At 58.1% G+C, this 20155-nt stretch carries 17 protein-coding genes; 10 read left to right on the forward strand and 7 right to left on the reverse strand.

Annotated elements, in window-relative coordinates; translation table 11 throughout:
- Window positions 1–19: 19 nt before the first annotated feature.
- Genes ACG0Z5_RS07945 through ACG0Z5_RS07965 form a run of 5 tightly spaced genes read right to left on the reverse strand, consistent with a single transcriptional unit; the run spans window position 20 to window position 6374 of the window.
- Window positions 20–3136, reverse strand: coding sequence for an efflux RND transporter permease subunit (locus ACG0Z5_RS07945; protein WP_394446417.1), 3117 nt, complete (start codon window positions 3134–3136; stop codon window positions 20–22).
- On the reverse strand, window positions 3133–4332 hold the full coding sequence (locus tag ACG0Z5_RS07950) for an efflux RND transporter periplasmic adaptor subunit (protein ID WP_394446418.1): 1200 nt from the start codon (window positions 4330–4332) through the stop codon (window positions 3133–3135). Before ACG0Z5_RS07950 ends, ACG0Z5_RS07945 begins: the two co-directional genes overlap by 4 nt.
- Entirely contained in the window at window positions 4329–5585 is a 1257-nt protein-coding gene (locus ACG0Z5_RS07955) for a TolC family protein (RefSeq protein WP_394446419.1), read from the reverse strand. The genes ACG0Z5_RS07950 and ACG0Z5_RS07955 overlap by 4 nt, the downstream gene beginning before the upstream one ends.
- Window positions 5586–5598: 13 nt before the next feature.
- Window positions 5599–5922, reverse strand: a complete 324-nt coding sequence (locus ACG0Z5_RS07960) for a copper-binding protein (protein ID WP_394446420.1) — start codon at window positions 5920–5922, stop codon at window positions 5599–5601.
- Window positions 5923–5978: 56 nt separating this feature from the next.
- Window positions 5979–6374, reverse strand: a complete 396-nt coding sequence (locus ACG0Z5_RS07965) for a DUF2946 domain-containing protein (RefSeq protein ID WP_394446421.1) — start codon at window positions 6372–6374, stop codon at window positions 5979–5981.
- A gap of 342 nt (window positions 6375–6716) precedes the next feature.
- Here ACG0Z5_RS07965 and dcuC point away from each other — a divergent pair, with 342 nt between their 5' ends.
- The 7 genes from dcuC (at window position 6717) to ptsP (ending at window position 15477) form a co-directional block, all read left to right on the forward strand.
- Window positions 6717–8090, forward strand: a complete 1374-nt coding sequence (gene dcuC, locus ACG0Z5_RS07970; protein WP_394446422.1) for an anaerobic C4-dicarboxylate transporter DcuC — start codon at window positions 6717–6719, stop codon at window positions 8088–8090.
- A gap of 88 nt (window positions 8091–8178) precedes the next feature.
- Complete coding sequence (gene rna, locus ACG0Z5_RS07975) at window positions 8179–8985, forward strand: ribonuclease I (RefSeq protein ID WP_394446423.1); 807 nt, start codon at window positions 8179–8181, stop codon at window positions 8983–8985.
- Between the two features lie 233 nt (window positions 8986–9218).
- A complete protein-coding gene (locus ACG0Z5_RS07980) occupies window positions 9219–9545 on the forward strand; it encodes a PTS fructose transporter subunit IIB (protein ID WP_319785302.1) in 327 nt (108 codons plus the stop codon).
- A gap of 24 nt (window positions 9546–9569) precedes the next feature.
- The gene (locus ACG0Z5_RS07985) at window positions 9570–10820 is read left to right on the forward strand and encodes a PTS fructose transporter subunit IIC (RefSeq protein ID WP_319626933.1); all 1251 of its coding nucleotides are present in this window, start codon (window positions 9570–9572) and stop codon (window positions 10818–10820) included.
- 13 nt (window positions 10821–10833) lie between these two features.
- Window positions 10834–11919, forward strand: a complete 1086-nt coding sequence (ypdF, locus tag ACG0Z5_RS07990) for an aminopeptidase (RefSeq protein ID WP_394446424.1) — start codon at window positions 10834–10836, stop codon at window positions 11917–11919.
- Window positions 11919–12959: an aminopeptidase gene (ypdE, locus tag ACG0Z5_RS07995; protein ID WP_394446425.1), complete on the forward strand. Its 1041-nt coding sequence runs from the start codon at window positions 11919–11921 to the stop codon at window positions 12957–12959. The genes ypdF and ypdE overlap by 1 nt, the downstream gene beginning before the upstream one ends.
- 22 nt (window positions 12960–12981) lie before the next feature.
- On the forward strand, window positions 12982–15477 hold the full coding sequence (ptsP, locus tag ACG0Z5_RS08000) for a phosphoenolpyruvate--protein phosphotransferase (protein WP_394446426.1): 2496 nt from the start codon (window positions 12982–12984) through the stop codon (window positions 15475–15477).
- A 2-nt stretch (window positions 15478–15479) separates the two neighbouring features.
- On the opposite strand, the gene ACG0Z5_RS08005 is transcribed toward ptsP, so the two are convergent.
- Together ACG0Z5_RS08005 and ACG0Z5_RS08010 are read right to left on the reverse strand one after the other, a co-directional pair.
- Window positions 15480–16334, reverse strand: coding sequence for a helix-turn-helix transcriptional regulator (locus tag ACG0Z5_RS08005; RefSeq protein WP_394446427.1), 855 nt, complete (start codon window positions 16332–16334; stop codon window positions 15480–15482).
- An 87-nt stretch (window positions 16335–16421) separates the two neighbouring features.
- Entirely contained in the window at window positions 16422–17252 is an 831-nt protein-coding gene (locus tag ACG0Z5_RS08010; protein WP_394446428.1) for an alpha/beta fold hydrolase, read from the reverse strand.
- A 283-nt stretch (window positions 17253–17535) separates the two neighbouring features.
- Between ACG0Z5_RS08010 and ACG0Z5_RS08015 the strand changes: the two genes are divergently transcribed.
- The 3 genes from ACG0Z5_RS08015 to uspG all read left to right on the forward strand — a co-directional run bounded on the left by ACG0Z5_RS08015 (window position 17536) and on the right by uspG (window position 20058).
- Window positions 17536–18912 carry a GntP family permease gene (locus tag ACG0Z5_RS08015; RefSeq protein ID WP_319626927.1) on the forward strand — a complete coding sequence of 459 codons (1377 nt, stop codon included), beginning with the start codon at window positions 17536–17538 and terminating at the stop codon, window positions 18910–18912.
- 134 nt (window positions 18913–19046) lie between these two features.
- Window positions 19047–19457: a nucleoside diphosphate kinase regulator gene (rnk, locus tag ACG0Z5_RS08020; protein ID WP_394446429.1), complete on the forward strand. Its 411-nt coding sequence runs from the start codon at window positions 19047–19049 to the stop codon at window positions 19455–19457.
- Between the two features lie 172 nt (window positions 19458–19629).
- The gene (uspG, locus tag ACG0Z5_RS08025) at window positions 19630–20058 is read left to right on the forward strand and encodes a universal stress protein UspG (RefSeq protein ID WP_394446430.1); all 429 of its coding nucleotides are present in this window, start codon (window positions 19630–19632) and stop codon (window positions 20056–20058) included.
- Window positions 20059–20155: the final 97 nt, after the last annotated feature.

Consider the following 20155-nt stretch of genomic DNA (forward strand, 5'->3'; position numbering starts at 1 on the left):
TCGATGAAATTACCCAGGATTATTCTTGTTTTGAGCGGTGCAGTAATTTATAGACCGCGGGAATTACCAGCATCGAGAGCAATGGGGCGGTGACCATTCCGCCAATCATTGGGGCTGCAATTCGACTCATGACCTCTGAGCCGGTTCCGCTTCCCCACATGATGGGCAACAGCCCGGCCATAATGGTCGCCACGGTCATCACTTTAGGACGCACGCGCAGCACCGCGCCCTCATGAATAGCCCTTAATAATAGGGTGTTATTCCTATCCTCGGTCGAATGCCGGTATTTCGCCATGGCGGTATTAAGATACAACACCATAATAACCCCGAATTCTGCTGCCACCCCCGCCAGCGCAATAAATCCGACGGCACTTGCCACCGATAAATTATACCCCAGAAGCCACAACAACCAGACTCCGCCAATCAGCGACAACGGCAATGTGCCCATGATCAGCAACACATCAGAAATACGTCTAAATGTCAGCCACAGCAGAACAAAAATAATCATCAGGGTCAGCGGCAGGACTATTTTTAACTTGGCGATAGCGCGTTCAAGATATTCAAATTGCCCTGACCATGAGAGCGAAACCCCCTGCGGCAGGGTCACTTTGTGCGCCACACGCTGCTGCATCTCCTCCACCGCCGATTTCAAATCACGCCCGCGCAAATCGACATAAATCCAGTTCGACAGCCGGGCGTTCTCACTCTTAAGCATCGGCGGCCCTTCGCTGATACGCACCTCGGCCAGTTCGCCCAGCGTCACCTGGTTGCCCGTGGCGGTGAGAACCGGTAACTGACGCAGTTTGTCGACGTTATCGCGTAAATCCCGCGGATAGCGGATGTTTATCGAATACCGCTCGCGCCCTTCAATGGTCTGCCCCACGTTCTCGCCGCCCACCAGCGTACTCACCAGTGACTGAAGCTCCTGTACCGACACGCCGTAGCGCGCGGCCTGTTGACGGTTAATCACGATATCCACATAGCGCCCGCCTGAAAGACGCTCGGCCAACGCCGACGTTACGCCCGGCACATCTTTCACCACCTGCTCTATCTCACGCGCGACCCGTTCGATATCCGCCAGATTATTGCCATTCACCTTAATACCCACCGGGCTTTTGATGCCGGTGGCAAGCATGTCCAGACGGTTGCGAATTGGTGGCACCCACACGTTGGCAATCCCCGGCACCTGCACCGTTTTATCCAGTTCTTCGATCAGTTTCGCTTGGGTCATCCCCGGCCGCCACTGATCACGCGGTTTGAAATGGATAGTGGTTTCCAGCATGGTGAGCGGCGCGGGATCGGTGGCGCTATCTGCCCTGCCCGCTTTGCCAAAGACGCTCGCCACTTCTGGCACCGTTTTGATCAGACGATCCGTTTGCTGCAACAGGCGGCTGGCTTCACGCACCGAAATTCCCGGCAGCGTAGACGGCATATACAGCAGGTCGCCCTCATCCAGCGGCGGCATAAATTCACTCCCCAGTCTGCTGAGCGGCCACAGCGTCAGCGCCAGCAGCGCGACGGCCAGAATCAGCGTGGTCTTTGGCCTTGCCAACACCTTATCGAGCAACGGCTCGTAGGCGCGGATCAACACCCGGTTGATCGGGTTGGCATGCTCGTCGGGAATTTTTCCGCGAATGAAATAGCCCATCAGCACCGGGATCAGCGTAATCCCCAGCCCGGCAGCCATCGCCATCGACCAGGTTTTGGTGAAGGCCAGCGGGGAGAACATTCGCCCTTCCTGCGCCTGTAACGAAAACACCGGAATAAACGACAGAGTAATGATCAGCAAACTACAAAACAGCGCGGGCCCCACCTCCACCGCTGCCTTTTCGGCGATATGCCAGTAGTCAAGTTCGGTATCGGGATTCTCGTGCCGCCACTGCTCGAGCACCTTGTGCATATTCTCGATCATCACAATCGCCGCATCGACCATCGCCCCGATAGCGATAGCTATCCCGCCGAGCGACATGATATTGGCGTTGATCCCCTGATAGTGCATCACGATAAACGCGCCCAAAATACCCAACGGCAGCGACACAATCGCCACCAGCGCCGAGCGGAAATGGAACAGGAACAGGGTGCAGACCAGGGCCACCACGATAAACTCTTCAATAAGCTTATGGGTTAGCGTCTCAATGGCATGCTCGATAAGTCCGGAGCGGTCATACACCGGCACAATTTCGACGCCTGACGGCAAGGTCTTTTGCAGTTCAGTCAGTTTAGTCTTTACCGCATGCAGCGTGTCGAGCGCGTTCTTACCGTAACGCATCACGATAATGCCGCCCGCCACTTCCCCTTCGCCGTTCAGTTCCGCCACGCCGCGCCGAATTTCCGGCCCCATTTGTACGCTCGCCACATCCGATAGCATCACCGGCACGCCGTCGCGGCTGGCGATCACCACGTGGCGGAAGTCGTCCAGCCCTTTCAGATACCCGCTAGTGCGCACCATGTATTCGGCTTCGCCCATTTCCATCACCGCGCCGCCGCTTTCCTGATTGGCCGCTTTGAGGGCGGTGACCAGCTGCTGATGCGTCACGTTCAGCGCTCGCAGACGATCGGGATTCACCACCACCTGATACTGACGCACCATGCCGCCAACGCTGGCGACTTCGGACACATTAGGCACCGTTTTCAGTTCATATTTGAGCGTCCAGTCCTGGAGGGATCGTAAATCCGCAAGGCTGCGTTTGCCGGTTTTATCCACCAGTGCGTACTCGTAAATCCAGCCGACGCCGGTGGCATCCGGCCCCAGTTCAGCCTTCACCCCCTCCGGAAGCTGAGACTGGATCTGGCTTAAATATTCCAGCACCCGCGAGCGCGCCCAGTAGATGTCGGTCCCGTCTTCAAACAGCACATACACATAGGCATCGCCAAACATTGAAAAGCCACGCACGGTTTTAGCCCCAGGCACAGAAAGCATGGTGGTGGTTAACGGCCAGGTGACCTGATCCTCAATCACCTGCGGGGCTTTGCCTGGGTAGCTTGCGCGAATAATGACCTGCACGTCTGAGAGGTCAGGCAACGCATCGACCGGCGCACGCTGCACCGCCCACACGCCCCAGATGGCCATCCCCAATGCCGCCATAATCACCAACAGTCGGTTACGCAACGCACCACGAATCACGGGAGCAATCATTGTGCGGCCTCCGGTAATGCGCTGCGCAAGCTGGCTTCGGAATCAATCAGGAATTGACCCGAGGTGACTACGCGATCGTCCGCTTTCAGCCCGCTGCGAATTTCCGTCCAGCCGTCAGCCGTCACGCCCGGGGTCACGTTGACCGCCTGAAAATGACCTTCACCACTGGCAATAATCACCCGGTTGCGGCTGCCGGTGGCTATCAGCGCCTCTTCCGGAATAGCCAGCACCGGCGAGGGGGCCTGTTTATCCGTCAGCGCGACGCGCAGGTACATCCCCGGCTTGAGTTTCTGCTGCGGATTTTCGAGCACCACCCGCGCTTTGAGCGTCCGGGTGGTGGTTTCCAGTTGCGGCAGCAGTTCACTGACCCGACCGTGAAACGCCTCGCCGGGCCAGTTCTCCGAGGAGGCCGTGACCTCACTTCCGACCGCCAGTAACGCCGCCTGGCTTTGTGGATAATCGATCACCAGCCACACCGGATCGAGGCTCGCCAGTTCAAACAGCGACGCGGTGGCGACGACCTGAGCGCCCTCCCGGGTATCGAGTTTCGCCACGTACCCTGCTTTATCCGCCCGGAGTGTGAGACGCGTCTGCGGTTTCCCGCTGCGCTCCACCTGGCGCACTATTGCCTCCGGCATAAACTGTAGCGCCAGGCGCTCGCGGGCCGCGCGGGTCAGGGCCACGTCGCCCAACTGGCGCACCGCCAGGTATTCCTGCTGGGCGGTGGTCCAGGTTGGGATCCACAGTTGCGCCAGCGGCTCACCGGCTTTCACCCACTGCTGCGGGGCGCGCACAAACAATTTTTCAACCACCCCGTTGGCGGGTGAAGGCACGATGTGCAGGCTACGTTCGTCGGTCGTCACCGTGGCCCAGGCCTGAAACGCAGGGGCAAGGCTGCGCATCTGCGCCGTTTTTACCACCATCCCCAAATTCTGTTGCTGCTGCGGGCTAATGCTCACCCCGGTTTGGGCTTGCCCTTCATCGGCATAGCGCGGCACCAGCTGCATATCCATAAACGGGGATTTCCCCGGCTTATCGAAACGCTGGCCCGGCACCATTGGGTCGTACCAGTACAAAACCTTGCGTGCTGCGGGGGCCTCTTCGGCGGGCTGAGAATGTCCGCGCGAGCCCGCATAGTAGCCACCGATGGCGGCCAAAAGTGCAACGGCCAACGCCGTCAGAATTATTTTCTTCACAGGGCTGTCTCCTGGGGGATCAGGAACTGTATTGCGGCCCAGTTACGGGCCACGGTTTTTTCGGCATCGCTTGCGGCAAGCGTGGTATCGAGCAGGTCACGGCGAGCCGCCAACAACGCCGTCAGGTCCGATTGCCCGGCGCGATACTGCGCGTTGAGCAATATCACCCGCTGCTGTTGCAGAGGCAGAACCTCGTCACGCTGGCGCAGCCACAGGGTTTGTGCCGCCTGATATTCAGCAATCAGCGTACTGAGCTGCGCCGCGTGGGCCCGCTGAGTCAGCGCCAGCTCATCGTTGGCCTGCATCGTGCGCGACACATCGGCGGCATGATCTTTGTCCTGCCGCTTCGACTGGAAAATCGGCAGATCGACGGTGAACATCACCCCGGCCATATCGTCGTAATCTTCGGCGCGATGCGCGTAATACACTTCCACGTCCACATCCGGAATAGCAGCCACCGCCGACTCTGACGAGCGAGCTTTCGCGGTATTGGCTTCGCGGGCTGCGGCAATCACTTCCGGATGCTGGGCAATGCCTTCATTCAGCGTGTTCTCATCGGCGGGAAGCCGTTGCCATGCCGGCATTGGGCCACGAACCCCGGTGACCGATTCGCCGGTCAACTGCAATAAACGCGCCTGCGCCAGGCGCACGTCACGTTCGGCGAGGGTGACCTTGTCGCGCATTGCGCTCAGGCCCACCCGCAGCGTCAGCACGCTTTCCGGGGCCGACGATCCCGCCCCAACGCTGGCCTTCTGCACGCCGAGCTGGCGTTCGGTTTCGCTGACTAACTTCCGGGCCGCCGTCAGCGTTTGTTCCGACAGCGCCAAATCCAGCCACGCCTGAGCGGTATCGCGTTGAAGAGTGGCCAGCAGCGTCTGCGCCCTGGCATTCACGCCGCGCGACTGCGCCTGGAGCGTTTCCGCTTTGCGAGAGCGTTTCTCCTCGCTGACGTAGCGCTGCATGATGCCAACCTTCTGCATGGTCATGCCTTCGCGGGTAAAACGGTGGTCGCTATTGCCCTGTACAGGGACATTTTCAAGGCCAAATTTGAGCTTCGGATCGGGCAGTTCGCGCGCCGAGTCGGCCATCGACTCCAGCGCACTGGCTTCATTGCGGCTGGCCGAAAGTTCGGCGGAATAATGGCGTGCGGCGGTCAGGGTCTGGGCGAGCGTCCACGACTCTGCATAAGCAGAAACGGGAACCAACGCGAACAGCACCCCGCCGAGCCACAGGCTCAGCGTATGTTTGTGCATGGTTTTCCCCGGCTTAGTGACGAACGGTTAAGGCGATAATTTCGTAGCGTCCGTCACGCAGAGTGACGTCGAAATCAACCGGGTCATCAACCTTGATGACGGGCAATTCGAGGGTTTGAGCCAGCGCAAAGGGCATGGTCATCGGTGGCCATTGCAGTTCAGGCACCGCGTCATGAGAAAGCGTCAGGGCATTAGCAGAAATGGCTTTGATGACACCCTTTACGTGATAAACCGGGGCTGACGGGCTAACAGCGGCAGTGGGTTCAGCGGCCTGAGCCGGGGAAAAGACGAAAGCGAGCAGCGCGCCCATCAGCGCGGTGGAAAGCAGAAATTTCATGGTGTTCTCCAGATAATCGTTAAAAGTAAAAAAATTAAGCGAGTTATCGGGAGTGTTTATTCTCTGAACCGGCAGAAGCGGATTGTTGCCGGTGGCCCCACGGCGGGCGGTTTGAGGCTCCAGCCAGCGCGGGACACTGACTGACAAGGGGTTTCCACAACCGCCAGCGCGACCGTGGTCGGCAGCGCCATAGCAGGCGGATGATCGTTGGTCTGTTGCGCGCTGTCCGGTACGCAGTGCTTTTCGCACAGCGGCGTTTTCATCGTTATCGACGACATGCCCTGATGCTCAATATGCTGGAGCATCACGCTCGCGCCGAGCGGATTCAGGTCACACTGATGAGAGGCCAGCGCCAGCTGGCTCTGCAGGATCAACACGCCAAACGCCACCAGCAGCATCGCAAGATGCCGCCGGAAGAAACGCAGGCGATAAGTCCAGGGAACGTTCATCATCAATGCCGGTCAGTGCCGAAAAGAAAAAGTGGCCAGAGTATACGCGGCAACAAAAAAGAACCGAAAGCGACTTTTACACTCTTTACACTCGCCGTCGAACCCACTGATTTCCATTCACTTTTACGTTTCAATTCCGCATCATTAGAATACAAAACATTCACCAAATAAATAGATATAATGTGATAGCGGCGTTTATTTTGACGTGCTGGCGGGACGTGGTTGTCGATTTATTGATTTCCGTCAGTAAGGTTTGGCCGTTTATTGGGCACATTCCTCTACTTATTATTTTTTATTCAGCATTTTTTTTGGGCTGTAGTCACAAAAAATCATCAGGAATCCATCATGCTAACGTTGTTTGAGCTCCTCATCGGAGTGGTCGTCATTGCGGGCGTCGCCCGCTATATCATCAAAGGCTATTCCGCGACGGGCGTGCTGTTCGTTGGCGGCCTGGTACTGCTGATCGCCAGCGCCCTGATGGGCCACAAAATCCTGCCAGCCAGCGCCAGCAGCACCGGCTACTCCGCCACTGATATCGTCGAATACATAAAAATCCTGCTGATGAGCCGTGGCGGCGACCTGGGCATGATGATCATGATGCTGTGCGGTTTTGCCGCCTACATGACCCACATCGGCGCGAATGACATGGTGGTCAAACTGACCTCCAAACCGCTGCGCCTCATCAACTCACCGTACATCCTGATGATTGCCGCTTATTTCGTGGCGTGCCTGATGTCGCTGGCGGTCTCTTCTGCTACCGGGCTGGGCGTATTGCTGATGGGCACCCTGTTCCCGGTCATGGTCAACGTGGGGATCAGCCGTGGCGCCGCAGCCGCCATCTGTGCCTCTCCGGCGGCAATTATCCTCTCTCCAACCTCCGGCGACGTAGTGCTGGCGGCGAAAGCGGCGGAGATGCCGCTGATTGACTTTGCCTTTAAAACCACCCTGCCGATTTCCATCGCGGCGATTGTCTGCATGGCGGTGGCGCACTTCTTCTGGCAGCGCTATCTCGATAAAAAAGAGAACATCTCCCACGAGATGCTCGACGTCAGCGAAATCACCACCAACGCACCGTCGTTCTATGCCATTCTGCCGTTCACCCCGATTATCGGCGTGCTGATTTTTGACGGTAAATGGGGCCCGGAACTGCACATCATCACCATCCTGGTTATCTGTATGCTGCTGGCGGCAATTCTGGAATTCTTCCGCGGCTTTAACACCCAGAAGGTCTTCTCCGGTCTGGAAGTGGCATATCGCGGCATGGCGGATGCCTTCGCAAGCGTGGTCATGCTGCTGGTTGCGGCGGGCGTCTTCGCCCAGGGTCTGAGCACTATCGGCTTCATCGATAGCCTGATTTCCATCGCGACCTCGTTCGGCTCGGCAAGCATCATCCTGATGCTGGTACTGGTCGTGCTGACCATGCTGGCGGCAATGACCACCGGCTCCGGTAACGCGCCGTTCTATGCCTTCGTCGAGATGATCCCAAAACTGGCACACAGCTCCGGCATCAACCCGGCGTACCTGTCGATTCCAATGCTGCAAGCGTCGAACCTTGGACGCACCATTTCGCCAGTTTCCGGCGTGGTGGTGGCCGTCGCCGGGATGGCAAAAATTTCGCCGTTTGAAGTGGTTAAGCGCACCTCGATTCCGGTACTGGTCGGCCTGGTGGTGGTGATCATTGCTACCGAGCTCATGGTGCCTGCGGCCGTGGTGCATTAATAACGTACCGTGATGAAAAGGCGCCTGAAGGCGCCTTTTTTGTGCTTTAATGTTTCTGAAATCTTTCATCCCGAAATCAGGAAAAACCATGTTCAGGAAGGATATAGCCGCCGTCTGCGCCGCCGCGTGGATGCTGGGCGCCCCTCTCGCACACGCCGACCCGCTCACCGCGACCCAATACGGCGATTTCGACAGCTATGTGCTGGCGCTCTCATGGCAAACCGGCTTTTGCCAGAGTATGCACGAACGTAATCGAAACGAACCTGACGAGTGCCGGTTGCAAAAAGAGGTGAAGGATAAAACCGGTTATCTGACGGTTCACGGCCTGTGGCCCAGCCTGCCAAAATCTATCGCCGCACGCGGCGTGGATAACCGCCGCTGGATGCGCTTCGGCTGCGCAACACGCCCCATCCCTAACATGCCTGAAGTGCGCGGCAGCCAGAAATGCGCCGCCGCCGAAACCGGGCTGTCGCTGGAAATGGCCAATAAGCTCAACAACGTAATGCCGGGTAGCGGTGGCACGTCGTGCCTGGAACGCTATGAATATGCCAAGCACGGGGTGTGCTTTGGTTTCGATCCGGACGCCTATTTCGGCACCATGGTGCGCCTCAACGGTGAAATTAAACAGAGTGCGTTAGGCACCTTCCTGGCCGAAAACTACGGGAAAACCGTCAGCCGCAGCGCCTTTAATGACGCGGTCGTCAAAAGCTATGGCAAACAGGGCGTGAAAGCGTTCAAGTTAACCTGTAGCGGCAATCCCGCCTATCTGACCGAAATGCAGATTGCGATTAAAACCAACGCCATTAATGCCCCGCTGGCGGAAGGCTCACTCCTGCCTCAGCCGCACCCGGGTAACTGCGGGTCGCAGTTCGTTATCGATAAAGCCGGAAACTAAGTTCACAGCCGGGCCACCCACGTGGACCCGGCCTGATTCCCCTCTCTGACTTTGCCCCTTTGTTGTCCTTCCGCCCTTCTTTGCAACGTGCCATGCGTTTTTCTTATAAACGGATGCGCATCACACTTCCTTATCAGTGCATCGAAATTCCAGCAAATGCATCTTTTATCCGGTAACGGAAGCCAGAAAGCTCTGAGCATAATCAACCCCGACGTTTACTCAAGGAGTTCATCATGGCGAAGAAATTGATTGCACTGTGTGCCTGTCCAATGGGGCTGGCCCACACCTTTATGGCCGCGCAGGCGCTGGAAGATGCCGCCACAGAAGCCGGTTACGAGGTCAAAATTGAAACTCAGGGGGCCGATGGTATTCAGAACCGGCTGACCGCGCAGGATATCGCCAGCGCCGACATCATCATCCACGCCATCGCTATCACGCCAGAAGATAACGAACGCTTTGAAACCCGCGACGTGTATGAAATCACCCTTCAGGATGCCATTAAAAATGCGGCAGGCACCCTGAAAGAGATTGAAGAACTGATCGCTGCCGAACAACCGTAATCCTCAACCGCAAGGGTGTGTGAAATGGCAATAAAAAAACGTAGCGCCATTCGTCCCGCTTCGCCAGACGGCGAAGCCATTGCGCTGAACACCGCGCCTGTAGAATCAGGTTCCGCCTTCTGGAAAGAACTGCCACAGCACATCATGTCGGGGATTTCCCGCATGGTGCCAACGCTTATCATGGGCGGGGTGATCCTCGCCATTTCACAGCTGATTGCCTATGTCTGGCTGGAGATCCCGCCGGACATGGGGATCATGGATGCGCTGAACTCGGGTAAATTCACCGGTTTTAATCTGTCGGTACTCAAGTTCGGCTATCTGACGGAATCCTTCGGCGGGCTGCTGTTTAGCTTCGCCATCCCAATGTTCTCGGCCTTCGTCGCCAACTCCATCGGCGGCAAGCTGGCCTTCCCGGCGGGCTTTATCGGCGGCCTGGTTGCCACGCAGCCCACGCTGGTGTTGAACTTTGACCCAGAGAAACTGAGCTGGCTGGCAACCAAACCGGTGCCCTCCACCTTTATCGGGGCGCTGATTATCGCCATTGCCGCCGGGTATCTGGTGAAATGGCTGAACGCGAAAATCGCCATGCCGCAGTATCTGCTGGCGTTCAAAAGCACCTTCCTGATCCCGATTCTGTCCGCCCTGTTTGTCATGCTGGCGATGTATTACGTCATCACCCCGATAGGCGGCTGGCTGAACGCCGGGATGCGCACGCTGCTGCTGGCGGCAGGTCAGGCCGGGTCGATGATGTATGCGATAGGCATGGCCGCAGCGACGGCGATTGACCTCGGCGGGCCTATCAATAAAGCGGCGGGTTTTGTGGCGCTGGGCTTTACCACCGACCACGTGCTGGCTATCACCCCGCGCGCAGTGGCGATTGTTATTCCGCCGATTGGTCTGGGGCTGGCGACGCTGATTGACCGCCGTCTGACCGGCAAACGCCTGTTCAGCCCGCAGCTCTATCCGCAAGGCAAAACCGCGATGTTCCTCGCCTTTATGGGCATCAGCGAAGGGGCTATCCCGTTCCTGTTGGAGAATCCGATAGCGACCCTTCCGGCTTACATGACGGGTGCCATTGCCGGGGCGATGACCGCTACCGCGCTCGGTGCCGTGCAGTGGTTCCCGGAATCCGCTATCTGGGCCTGGCCGCTAGTGACCAATCTGGGAGCCTACATGCTGAGTATTGCCGTCGGGGCGCTGATCACCGCGCTGCTGGTGGTGCTTATCCGTAACGGCCTGCATAAACGCGGCAAGCTGGCAATCGACACCCTGTAAGAGGAATACGGCTATGGCAGTGCTGACGGCAATACGTGAGTGGATGACGCACCAGCGGATAGACGCGATGCTTATCTCCTCTAAGCCAAACAAGCTCCCGCATCTGGGCTTCTCCAGCAGTTCAGGCTACGTGCTGATCACCCGGCAGCACGCCCACATCCTGGTGGATTTCCGCTATTACAGCGACGTGGCGGCCCGTACCCAAGGGTATCAACTGCATCGCCTGGAGGCCGGACGCACGATGCCCGGCATCGTGAATCAGATTGCGCAGGAAGAAGGCCTGCAACGCCTCGGCTTTGAAGGTGAACATGTGAGCTGGCAAACCGGCTGCGATTGGCAGGAGGCGCTGCATCCTTCGCTGGTCAGCGTGTCGCTCGACGCGCTGCGCCAGGTAAAAACCGCTGACGAAATCCAGCTTATTCGCGAAGCCTGCCGTATTGCCGACGCCACCGCCGAGCATATCCGCCGTTTTATCCAGCCCGGAATGCGGGAACGTGAAGTCGCCGCCGAGCTGGAGTGGTTCATGAAACAACAGGGGGCAGAGAAACCCTCGTTCGATACGATAGTCGCCAGTGGCCCTCGCGGCGCGCTGCCTCACGGCAAAGCGTCGGAAAAAGTCATCATCGCAGGCGAACTGGTGACGCTCGATTTTGGCGCGCAATACCAGGGATATTGTTCTGATATTACCCGCACCTTTTTGGTCGCGGGACGGTTTGCGCAGCCTGAAATGTCGCCGCTGTATGCGGTGTATCAGACCGTGCTTGAGGCACAGCTGGCGGCCATTGCCGCCGTGCGTCCTGGCGTGGTCTGTCACACGGTTGATGCTGCCGCCAGAGAGCATATCAGCCGTGCCGGTTACGGGCCGAACTTTGGGCATAACACCGGGCACGCCATCGGCATCGATGTGCATGAAAACCCGCGCTTCTCCCCGACCGACGCCACCCTGTTACGCCCCGGTATGCTACTGACAGTAGAGCCGGGCATATATCTTGAAGGTGAAGGCGGCGTGCGCATCGAGGACGTGGTGCTGGTGACCGACAGCGGTGCCGAGGTGCTCTACCAGACCCCGAAAACGCTGCTGATGACGGGAGAGGCGTGATGGATATCGCGTTACTGAAAGCGCTCAGCGAAGCCGATGCCATTGCGGCCTCCGAACAGGAAGTGCGGGAAATTCTGCTGCGCGAAGCGGACGCCCTGGGTAAAGAGGTGCAGTTTGACGGCCTCGGCTCGGTGCTCATTCGTCTCAATGAAAGCACGGGCCCGAAGGTGATGGTCTGTGCACACATGGACGAAGTGGGCTTTATGGTACGCAGCATTTCGCGCGAAGGTGCCATCGACGTTATCCCGATTGGCAACGTACGCATGACCGCCCGCGAACTACAGCCGGTGCGGATAACCACCCGCTACGGCGTAAAAATTAACGGGCTGCTCGACGGCGAGCGGCATGGCAATGAAGTGGCCAAACTGCGGGTCGATATCGGGGCCTGCAGCGCCGATGAGGTGGCCGAAGCCGGGGTGGAACCGGGCGATCGCGTAACGTTCGCCACCCCGTTTTGCGAGCTGCCTCATCATCGGCTGATGGGTAAAGCCTTCGACGACAGGCTCGGCTGTTATCTGCTCATCAGCCTGCTGCGCGAACTGCATCAAACCCCGCTCAACGCCGAAGTCTGGCTGGTGGCCAGCTCCAGCGAAGAGGTTGGGCTGCGCGGGGGACAAACCGCCACCCGCAAGCTTAACCCGGACCTGGCGCTGGTACTGGACACCGCCTGCTGGGCCAAAAATTTTGATTACGGCTGCGACAACCATCGCCAGATTGGTGAAGGCCCGATGCTGGTGATGTATGACAAAACGCTGATCGCCCCGCCGCGTCTGACGGCCTGGGTGGAAGACACCGCCGCTCGCTACGCCATTTCCCTGCAACGGGACATGTTCAGCAACGGCGGCACCGACGGCGGGGCGATACACCTGATCGGCACCGGGATCCCGACCGTGGTCCTTGGCCCACCGACCCGGCACGGACACTGCGCGGCCTCGATTGCCGATGCAGGCGATATCAGCCTCACCCACCAGCTGCTGGTGGCCCTACTTCACGACATGAATGCCAAAACCGTTTCTCATCTGACGGACTTCAGATGCTGATTTTGTGCTTACAGGAACCGTTATGCTGACGCTTGATTTTCTGTGCCCGTTGCCCAACGGCTTACACGCCCGCCCTGCCTGGGCGCTGAAAGAGCAATGCAGCGCGTGGCAAAGTGATATCCGCTTTATCAACCACCGCCTGAATACCCACGCCGATGCCAAAAGCTCGCTGGCGCTGGTGAGTACCGGCACGCTGTTTAACGACAGCTGTTCGCTCCAAATCAGCGGGAACGATGCCGAAGCGGCGCGCCGGGCGCTGGAAAGCTATCTCCAGCATCACTTTATTGATAGCGACAGCGTGCAACCGGCGGCGCTGTCACCGACCGCGCATCCCCTGCCCCGCTCGCTTTCACGGCTGCATCCGCATCTGCTGGCAGGCAATATTCTGGCGACCGGCATCGGCTGCGGGGACATTACCCTGTGGCGCAGCGACAGCCTGGATCGCTATCGCACCATCCCTGCCAGCCCCGAAGACATGACCCGTCTGGAGTACGGTCTGGCAGAGCTGGCCGATAATCTCAACCAACAGCTGCGCCTGCTCGGCGGCGAGAGCAAAACCATTCTCAGCGCGCATCTGTCACTGATTCAGGACGATGAGTTTGCCAGCAATATTCGCCGCATCATGCGTGATGAAAAACAGGGTCTGGCGGCGGCGATCGTCGACAATATGGAAGCCATCTGCGAAAAACTGCTGGCTTCCAGCAGCGACTATCTGCGCGAACGCGCCAGCGATATTCGCGATATCAGCGAGCGCCTGCTGCACATCACCTGGCCGCAGTACCGCAATCAGGAAGTGCTGCGCCTGAGTCGTCCGTCGATTCTGGTCGCCGACGATCTCACCCCGAGCCAGTTCCTGAGCCTCGACCTGAGCCAGCTGAAAGGCATGATCCTGGAGAAAACTGGCCCAACGTCGCACACGCTGATCCTCGCCCGCGCCGCCTCGGTGCCCGTACTGAACGGGCTGAGCGTGGCCGACCTCAGCGCACTCGAACACAAACCGGCTATCCTCGACGGACAGTGCGGCGTGCTGGTGCTGGAGCCTAATGAGGCGGTGCAGGGTTATTACACCCTGGCGCGTGAACTGGCCGATCAACGCATCGCCTGTCAGACCCGGGATGCGGCCCAGAGCGCCCTCTCCCGTGACGGACAACGGCTGGAGGTGGGGGCGAATATCGGCAGCGCGCTGGAAGCGCCTGCGGCGTTCAGCCACGGTGCAGAAGGCATCGGCCTGTTCCGCAGCGAAATGCTGTACATGGACAGGACAACGCCGCCCGATGAACAAGAGCAGTTTGAAACCTATCAGCAGGTGCTGCTGGCGGCGGGAGATAAACCGGTTATTTTCCGTACCATGGACATCGGCGGCGATAAGCCGCTGAGCTACCTGAATATTCCACAGGAAGAAAACCCGTTCCTCGGCTATCGCGCGGTGCGCATTTACCCGGAATTTGCCGGGCTGTTCCGCACGCAGCTTAGAGCGATTTTGCGTGCAGGCGCGGTGGGTCAGGCCCGGCTGATGATCCCGATGGTCCACAGCCTCGACCAGATCCTGTGGGTGAAGAACGAACTGCAGCAGGTCAAAGCCGAGCTGCAGGCGGAAGGTGCGCGCTTTGCTGCGTCCCTGCCGCTGGGCATCATGGTGGAAGTCCCGTCGGTGTGCTACATCATCGACCACTTCTGCGATGAAGTGGATTTCTTCAGCGTCGGCTCCAACGACATGACCCAGTATTTGTATGCAGTCGATCGCAATAACCCGCGCGTGTCGCCGCTGTACAATCCGGTCACCCCGTCGTTTTTACGCATGCTGCGCCAAATTATCACCGTTGCACATCGGCATGGGAAATGGGTGGGGATTTGCGGTGAGCTGGGTGGCGAAACGCGCTATCTGCCGCTGCTGCTCGGCCTGGAACTGGACGAACTGAGCATGAGCGGGCCGCGCATTCCGGCGGTGAAAAGCCAGCTGCGCCAGCTCGACAGTCGTGCCTGTCGGGCGCTGGCCGATAAAGCCTGCGACTGCCGCAGCCCGGAAGAGATAGAAACCCTGCTGCGCACCTTTACCCCCGAAGAGGACGCCCGCCCGCTGCTGGCGGTAGAGAACATTCTGTTCGTCGATAAGCCATATCGCAAAGAGCAGGTTATCCAGCTGCTGTGCGGCAACCTGGCAGTGAACGGGCGCACCGCGCATCCGCTCGAACTGGAAGAGGATATCTGGCAGCGGGAAGAAATCGTCACCACCGGGGTGGGCTTTGGGGTGGCGATTCCGCACACCAAATCGGCATGGATCCGCCACTCAAGTATCAGCCTGGCGCGGCTGCCCACTCAGGTAGACTGGGAATCGGAAATGGGCGACGTGGAGCTGGTTATCATGCTCACCCTCGGCGAACACGAAGGGATTAACCACGTGAAAGTCTTCTCCCAACTGGCGCGTAAGTTGGTGAATAAAACGTTCCGCGAGTCACTACTGGCAGCCACCGATCCCGAGGCGCTGCACCGTCTGCTGAATACAGAGCTGAGCCTGTAACCTTACTGAAAACGTGCCCGATACTCCCCCGGCGTCAGGCCAAACTGACGCCGGAACACCCGGCTAAAATAGTCGCCATCAGGATAGCCACAGCGCAGCGCCACATCGCCAATCGACAGCGGTGACTTCTGTAAAATCATCCGCGCCTTCGCCATCCTCACCCAGCGTAAATACTCGACAAAACTCATCGTGCCCTGCTGGCTGAACAGCCGCGACAAATGATTCGGGGTAATGTTAAAAAAGCCCGCCACGTCTTCGCGGGTCAGCGGCTGCGCATAGTTATCCTGGATCCAGTTGCACATGCTCTGATACAGAAACTGCGGCCGGGTCGGGGTCGCGTCTGCGCGGGTCGTGACGCTTTTACGGCACAGATGCAGAAAGCTGAGCATCAGGGGCTGGATGATCGACTGATCCTGCGGAGAACGGCTGAGCAGCGTCAAGGCGGTGAGCATTGCCTCCCCTTCCCCGCGCTGCTGATGGGCGATTTCAATCTTGCGCAGCGGGCCTGGCGTGCCGCCGCTCCGGCAGTCATAAAATGCCATTCCGGTCCACGCAGGGGCAAAAACCATACTCAGCACCATCGTCGAACGGGTGAACAGCGGCAAATTGGCGGCACGCGGCGGGATAAACAGCATCTCGCCCTGGGTCAACGTCCGCTGCGCCTGCTCCAGCTTATTGCCATATTCACCGCGTAATACCACGTCAAGACGCGGCAAATCCAGACACAGGCTACCCGCTGGCGGGGTTTTCGGCGCGCTGGCAAACCACACGCGACCAAGCTGCTGGGGATTAAGCACCAGTCCGCTGAGCAGGTCGGCAAAAAAGCGCTGATCGGCTGGAAGTTGAGTGACCGGCATTGTCTGGCCCTGAAAGGAGAAAACCGTCAGTGTAGCCTGTTAGAGGGGGAAGTGTACGCCCGGCACATCACGTACCGGGCATCGCCGTTACGCTTTGAGGAATGCCAGCAGATCTTCGTTGATCTGCTGTTTGTGGGTGGTGCAAATTCCGTGGGAGCCGCCCGGATACACCTTTAGCTCGCCGTGCGGCAGAGCTTCAGCGGCCACTTTGCCGCAGGTCTCGAACGGGACAATCTGATCATCGTCGCCATGAATGACTAACGTCGGGATGGTCATCCGCGCTAAATCGTCGCGCAGGTCCGTTTCCGAAAACGCCTTAATACAGTCATAAAGCGATTTGATAGAGCCCTGTAAGCCCTGTGCGACGAAGCCGGCACGAACCACTTCCGAGATGTTTGCTCCTGCGCGGTTATAGCCGTAAAACGCCATCGTCAGTTCATGGAAGAATGCCCCACGGTCCTTCACTACGCCCTCGCGGATGCCGTCAAACACCTCAATCGGCACGCCGTTCGGGTTAAAATCGGTTTTCACCATGATAGGCGTCACCGCGCTAATCAACACCGCCTTTGCCACCCGGCTGGTGCCGTGGCGGCCAATATACCGCGCCACTTCGCCCCCGCCGGTGGAGTGCCCGACGTGGACCGCATCTTTCAGATCCAGATGTGCCGTCAGCTCGGCGAGATCGTCGGCATATTGATCCATGTTATTACCGTCCCAGGTCTGGGACGAACGGCCGTGGCCGCGTCGGTCATGAGCAATCACCCGATATCCCTTCGAGCCGAGAAACAGCATCTGGTCTTCGAACGCATCTGCCGTTAGCGGCCAGCCGTGGCTGAACACAATCGGCTGTCCGCTCCCCCAGTCTTTGAAATAGAGCGTGCTGCCATCTTTTAGGGTCAATTTGTCGTAACCGCTCATGGAATCTCCTGTTTCTGGAAAAATGCTGACGCCGGAAGGCGCAGCGGTGCTTATCAAGGATATGCCAGATTTGAAATCCATCACGTCTATCGAACATATTTTATTCGAATCGATAAATGTTCAGGATATTTGACGGCCGTCGCAAAGTGTTAATAAACGTCCCGGAGCGTATTTACAACCCCCGCTATGTTACCAGTATCATGTTACCGGTATCAGTGATAAATGCAGGGATTTAGCCAGGCTATCACTACCCATTAGCTGTCACCCTACAGAGGATATTAAGATGACAGAAGTTACGAACGCATTGGGAGCCGGTACGCTGCTCGGCATCGCTGCAGGGGCCGTCGCCCTGCTGCTGGTCTTGATCATGCGCTTCAAAGTGCATGCCTTTTTAGCCTTAACCCTGGTCAGCATCGTGGTGGCGCTGCTGACAAAAGTGCCTTTCGATAAAGTGGTTCCAACATTACTGACCGGCTTTGGCGGCACGCTAGCGGGCGTGGCGCTGCTGGTCGGTCTGGGTGCAATGATTGGCCGCCTGCTGGAAGTCTCCGGCGGGGCAAAAGTGCTGGCCGATACGCTGATTGGTAAATTTGGCGCACATCGCGCGCCGTTTGCACTCGGTGTCGCCTCCCTGCTGTTCGGCTTCCCGATTTTCTTCGACGCCGGTCTGGTGGTGATGCTGCCGATTATTTTCAGCGTCGCGAAGCAGTTTGGCGGCTCGACGCTGAAATACGCCTTCCCGGCGGCGGGTGCCTTTGCGGTAATGCATGCGCTGGTTCCGCCTCATCCGGGCCCGGTTGCTGCAGCTGAACTGCTCGGGGCCAACATCGGTCTACTGGTGATTGTCGGCCTGATTATCGCCCTGCCAACCTGGTATCTCGGCGCGTACCTGTACGGCCAATATGCTGGCAAGAAATTCGACATCAAACTGCCTTCTTCTTTCCTCGGCACCGTTGAAGCCGATGCCAATCACAAGCCGCCGTCATTCGGTATGGTGCTGACCATTCTGCTGATGCCGCTGGTGCTGATTTTCCTCGAAACGGGGCTCAATACCGCGGTCGTTCTGGGCTGGGTGGCGAAAGATGATGTGGTGGTGAACTTCCTGCGTATGCTCGGCAAAACCCCGGTAGCGCTGCTGATCACCGTGTTCTTTGCGCTGGCCGTTTTCAGCCGTCAGCACAGCCTTAAGCATCTGGAAAAAATCTGTGACGGCGCATTAGGTCCCATCTGCGGCATCATTCTGGTGACTGGCGCAGGCGGTATGTTCGGCGGCGTTCTGCGTGCCAGCGGCATTGGTGATGCTCTGGCTGGCGTGCTGTCAGACACCGGGATGCCGGTTATTGTCGCCGCCTTCGTGATTTCCACGGCGCTGCGCGTGGCGCAAGGTTCCGCCACAGTCGCCCTGACAACCACCGCCGCGCTGGTCGCGCCGATGGTGCAGGCCACGACGGGTATCAGCCAGCTTGATCTGTGCTTTATCGTGATCGCTATCGCCGGTGGTGCCACGGTGCTGTCACACGTTAACGACTCCGGTTTCTGGCTGGTGGGTCGCTTCCTGGAAATGGATGAGAAGACCACCCTGAAAACCTGGACGGTGATGGAAACGCTGCTGGGCGGCCTGGCCTTCTTGTTCGCGCTGATTGGCAGCCTAATCTTCTAATGTGAGCTGAATCACTTCAAAGATCCGACCACAGTCAGTATGATGGTCAGACCCTAAACCCTCGTCCTGTACGACGAGGGTTTTCTTTTGGAAACAAGCAACTGGATTTCAACCTGGAAAACATGGAGTCAACAATGACCAGACCCGCCATCATCATTAATGAGTTCGATGCCGAACGCATCGACCGCCTGCTGGAACAGCCAGAGTGGGCCACCTCACCGGTTGCCGCTGCGCTGAATGACGAACTGGATCGGGCGCAGATGTGCTCCCCACAGGCGATGCCGCACAACGTTGTCAGCATGAACAGCCAGGTCCGTTTCCGCGATTTGAGCACCGATGAAGAGCGCGTGCGCACCCTGGTGTTCCCGGCAAAAATGACCGACAGCGCCACCCAGCTTTCGGTACTGGCTCCGGTCGGTGCAGCCCTGCTAGGCCTTCGCGTTGGGGACACCATTCACTGGAAGCTGCCGAACGGCACCGAAGCACATTTAGAAGTGCTCGAACTGCTGTACCAGCCTGAAGCCGCGGGTGAATTTCACCGCTAAACGCGTCTGACCCGTCTTGTTCAGAGGATGTCCCCCACATCCTCTTTCCGTTTGCCTCGCCAGCAAAATTTACCCTCCCCTCCCCGCCCGAAGATGATATTTGCGACGTGAATGACACAAATCCCCCGTCGAAAATGGTTAGATAAAACCATACAAAGAAGGAGGGAAAGATATGTACAACACCATTATTATGCCGGTTGATGTCTTTGAAATGGCGCTAAGCGACAAGGCCGTACGCCATGCGGAGTTTCTCGCCCAACAGAATGGCATCATTCACCTTTTGCACGTCCTGCCAGGCTCTGCCAGCCTGACCATGACCCGCTTTGCAGCCGATCTGCGTCGCTTTGAAGAGCATCTGTACAGTGAAGCGGAAACGCGCCTGAAAACCATGGTTGAGCATTTCACTCTCGACCCTTCGCGGATCAAAATCCATGTCGTAATGGGCAGCGTGCGTGACGCGGTCAATGAGCTTGCCGAAGAGTTGAACGCTGACGTGGTGGTGATTGGTTCGCGAAATCCATCGATTGCCACCCATTTACTGGGGTCGAATGCGTCCAGCGTTATCCGTCACGCGCATGTGCCGGTGCTGGTGGTTCGCTAAAAAAAGAGGTTCATCGCGGTTAAGCGTGAACCAATAGAAAACGGCGGTAAAAGTGGTTAGTTTTGTATTCGCCAAAACACTAACCAGCCACTCAACC

Source organism: Scandinavium sp. M-37 (genome assembly GCF_043558715.1).
In the GTDB taxonomy this organism is placed as follows: Bacteria; Pseudomonadota; Gammaproteobacteria; order Enterobacterales; family Enterobacteriaceae; genus Scandinavium; species Scandinavium vulneris_A.

Excerpts from the sequence above, each read along its gene's own strand:
- ACG0Z5_RS07985 (WP_319626933.1), top strand. The coding sequence starts at position 9,570 with ATGGCAATAAAAAAACGTAGCGCCATTCGTCCCGCTTCGCCAGACGGC.
- rna (WP_394446423.1), top strand. The coding sequence starts at position 8,179 with ATGTTCAGGAAGGATATAGCCGCCGTCTGCGCCGCCGCGTGGATGCTG.
- ptsP (WP_394446426.1), top strand. The coding sequence starts at position 12,982 with ATGCTGACGCTTGATTTTCTGTGCCCGTTGCCCAACGGCTTACACGCC.
- ypdF (WP_394446424.1), top strand. The coding sequence starts at position 10,834 with ATGGCAGTGCTGACGGCAATACGTGAGTGGATGACGCACCAGCGGATA.
- ACG0Z5_RS08010 (WP_394446428.1), bottom strand. The coding sequence starts at position 17,252 with ATGAGCGGTTACGACAAATTGACCCTAAAAGATGGCAGCACGCTCTAT.
- dcuC (WP_394446422.1), top strand. The coding sequence starts at position 6,717 with ATGCTAACGTTGTTTGAGCTCCTCATCGGAGTGGTCGTCATTGCGGGC.
- ACG0Z5_RS07945 (WP_394446417.1), bottom strand. The coding sequence starts at position 3,136 with ATGATTGCTCCCGTGATTCGTGGTGCGTTGCGTAACCGACTGTTGGTG.
- ACG0Z5_RS07955 (WP_394446419.1), bottom strand. The coding sequence starts at position 5,585 with ATGCACAAACATACGCTGAGCCTGTGGCTCGGCGGGGTGCTGTTCGCG.
- rnk (WP_394446429.1), top strand. The coding sequence starts at position 19,047 with ATGACCAGACCCGCCATCATCATTAATGAGTTCGATGCCGAACGCATC.
- ypdE (WP_394446425.1), top strand. The coding sequence starts at position 11,919 with ATGGATATCGCGTTACTGAAAGCGCTCAGCGAAGCCGATGCCATTGCG.
- ACG0Z5_RS07965 (WP_394446421.1), bottom strand. The coding sequence starts at position 6,374 with ATGATGAACGTTCCCTGGACTTATCGCCTGCGTTTCTTCCGGCGGCAT.
- ACG0Z5_RS07980 (WP_319785302.1), top strand. The coding sequence starts at position 9,219 with ATGGCGAAGAAATTGATTGCACTGTGTGCCTGTCCAATGGGGCTGGCC.
- uspG (WP_394446430.1), top strand. The coding sequence starts at position 19,630 with ATGTACAACACCATTATTATGCCGGTTGATGTCTTTGAAATGGCGCTA.
- ACG0Z5_RS07960 (WP_394446420.1), bottom strand. The coding sequence starts at position 5,922 with ATGAAATTTCTGCTTTCCACCGCGCTGATGGGCGCGCTGCTCGCTTTC.
- ACG0Z5_RS08015 (WP_319626927.1), top strand. The coding sequence starts at position 17,536 with ATGACAGAAGTTACGAACGCATTGGGAGCCGGTACGCTGCTCGGCATC.
- ACG0Z5_RS08005 (WP_394446427.1), bottom strand. The coding sequence starts at position 16,334 with ATGCCGGTCACTCAACTTCCAGCCGATCAGCGCTTTTTTGCCGACCTG.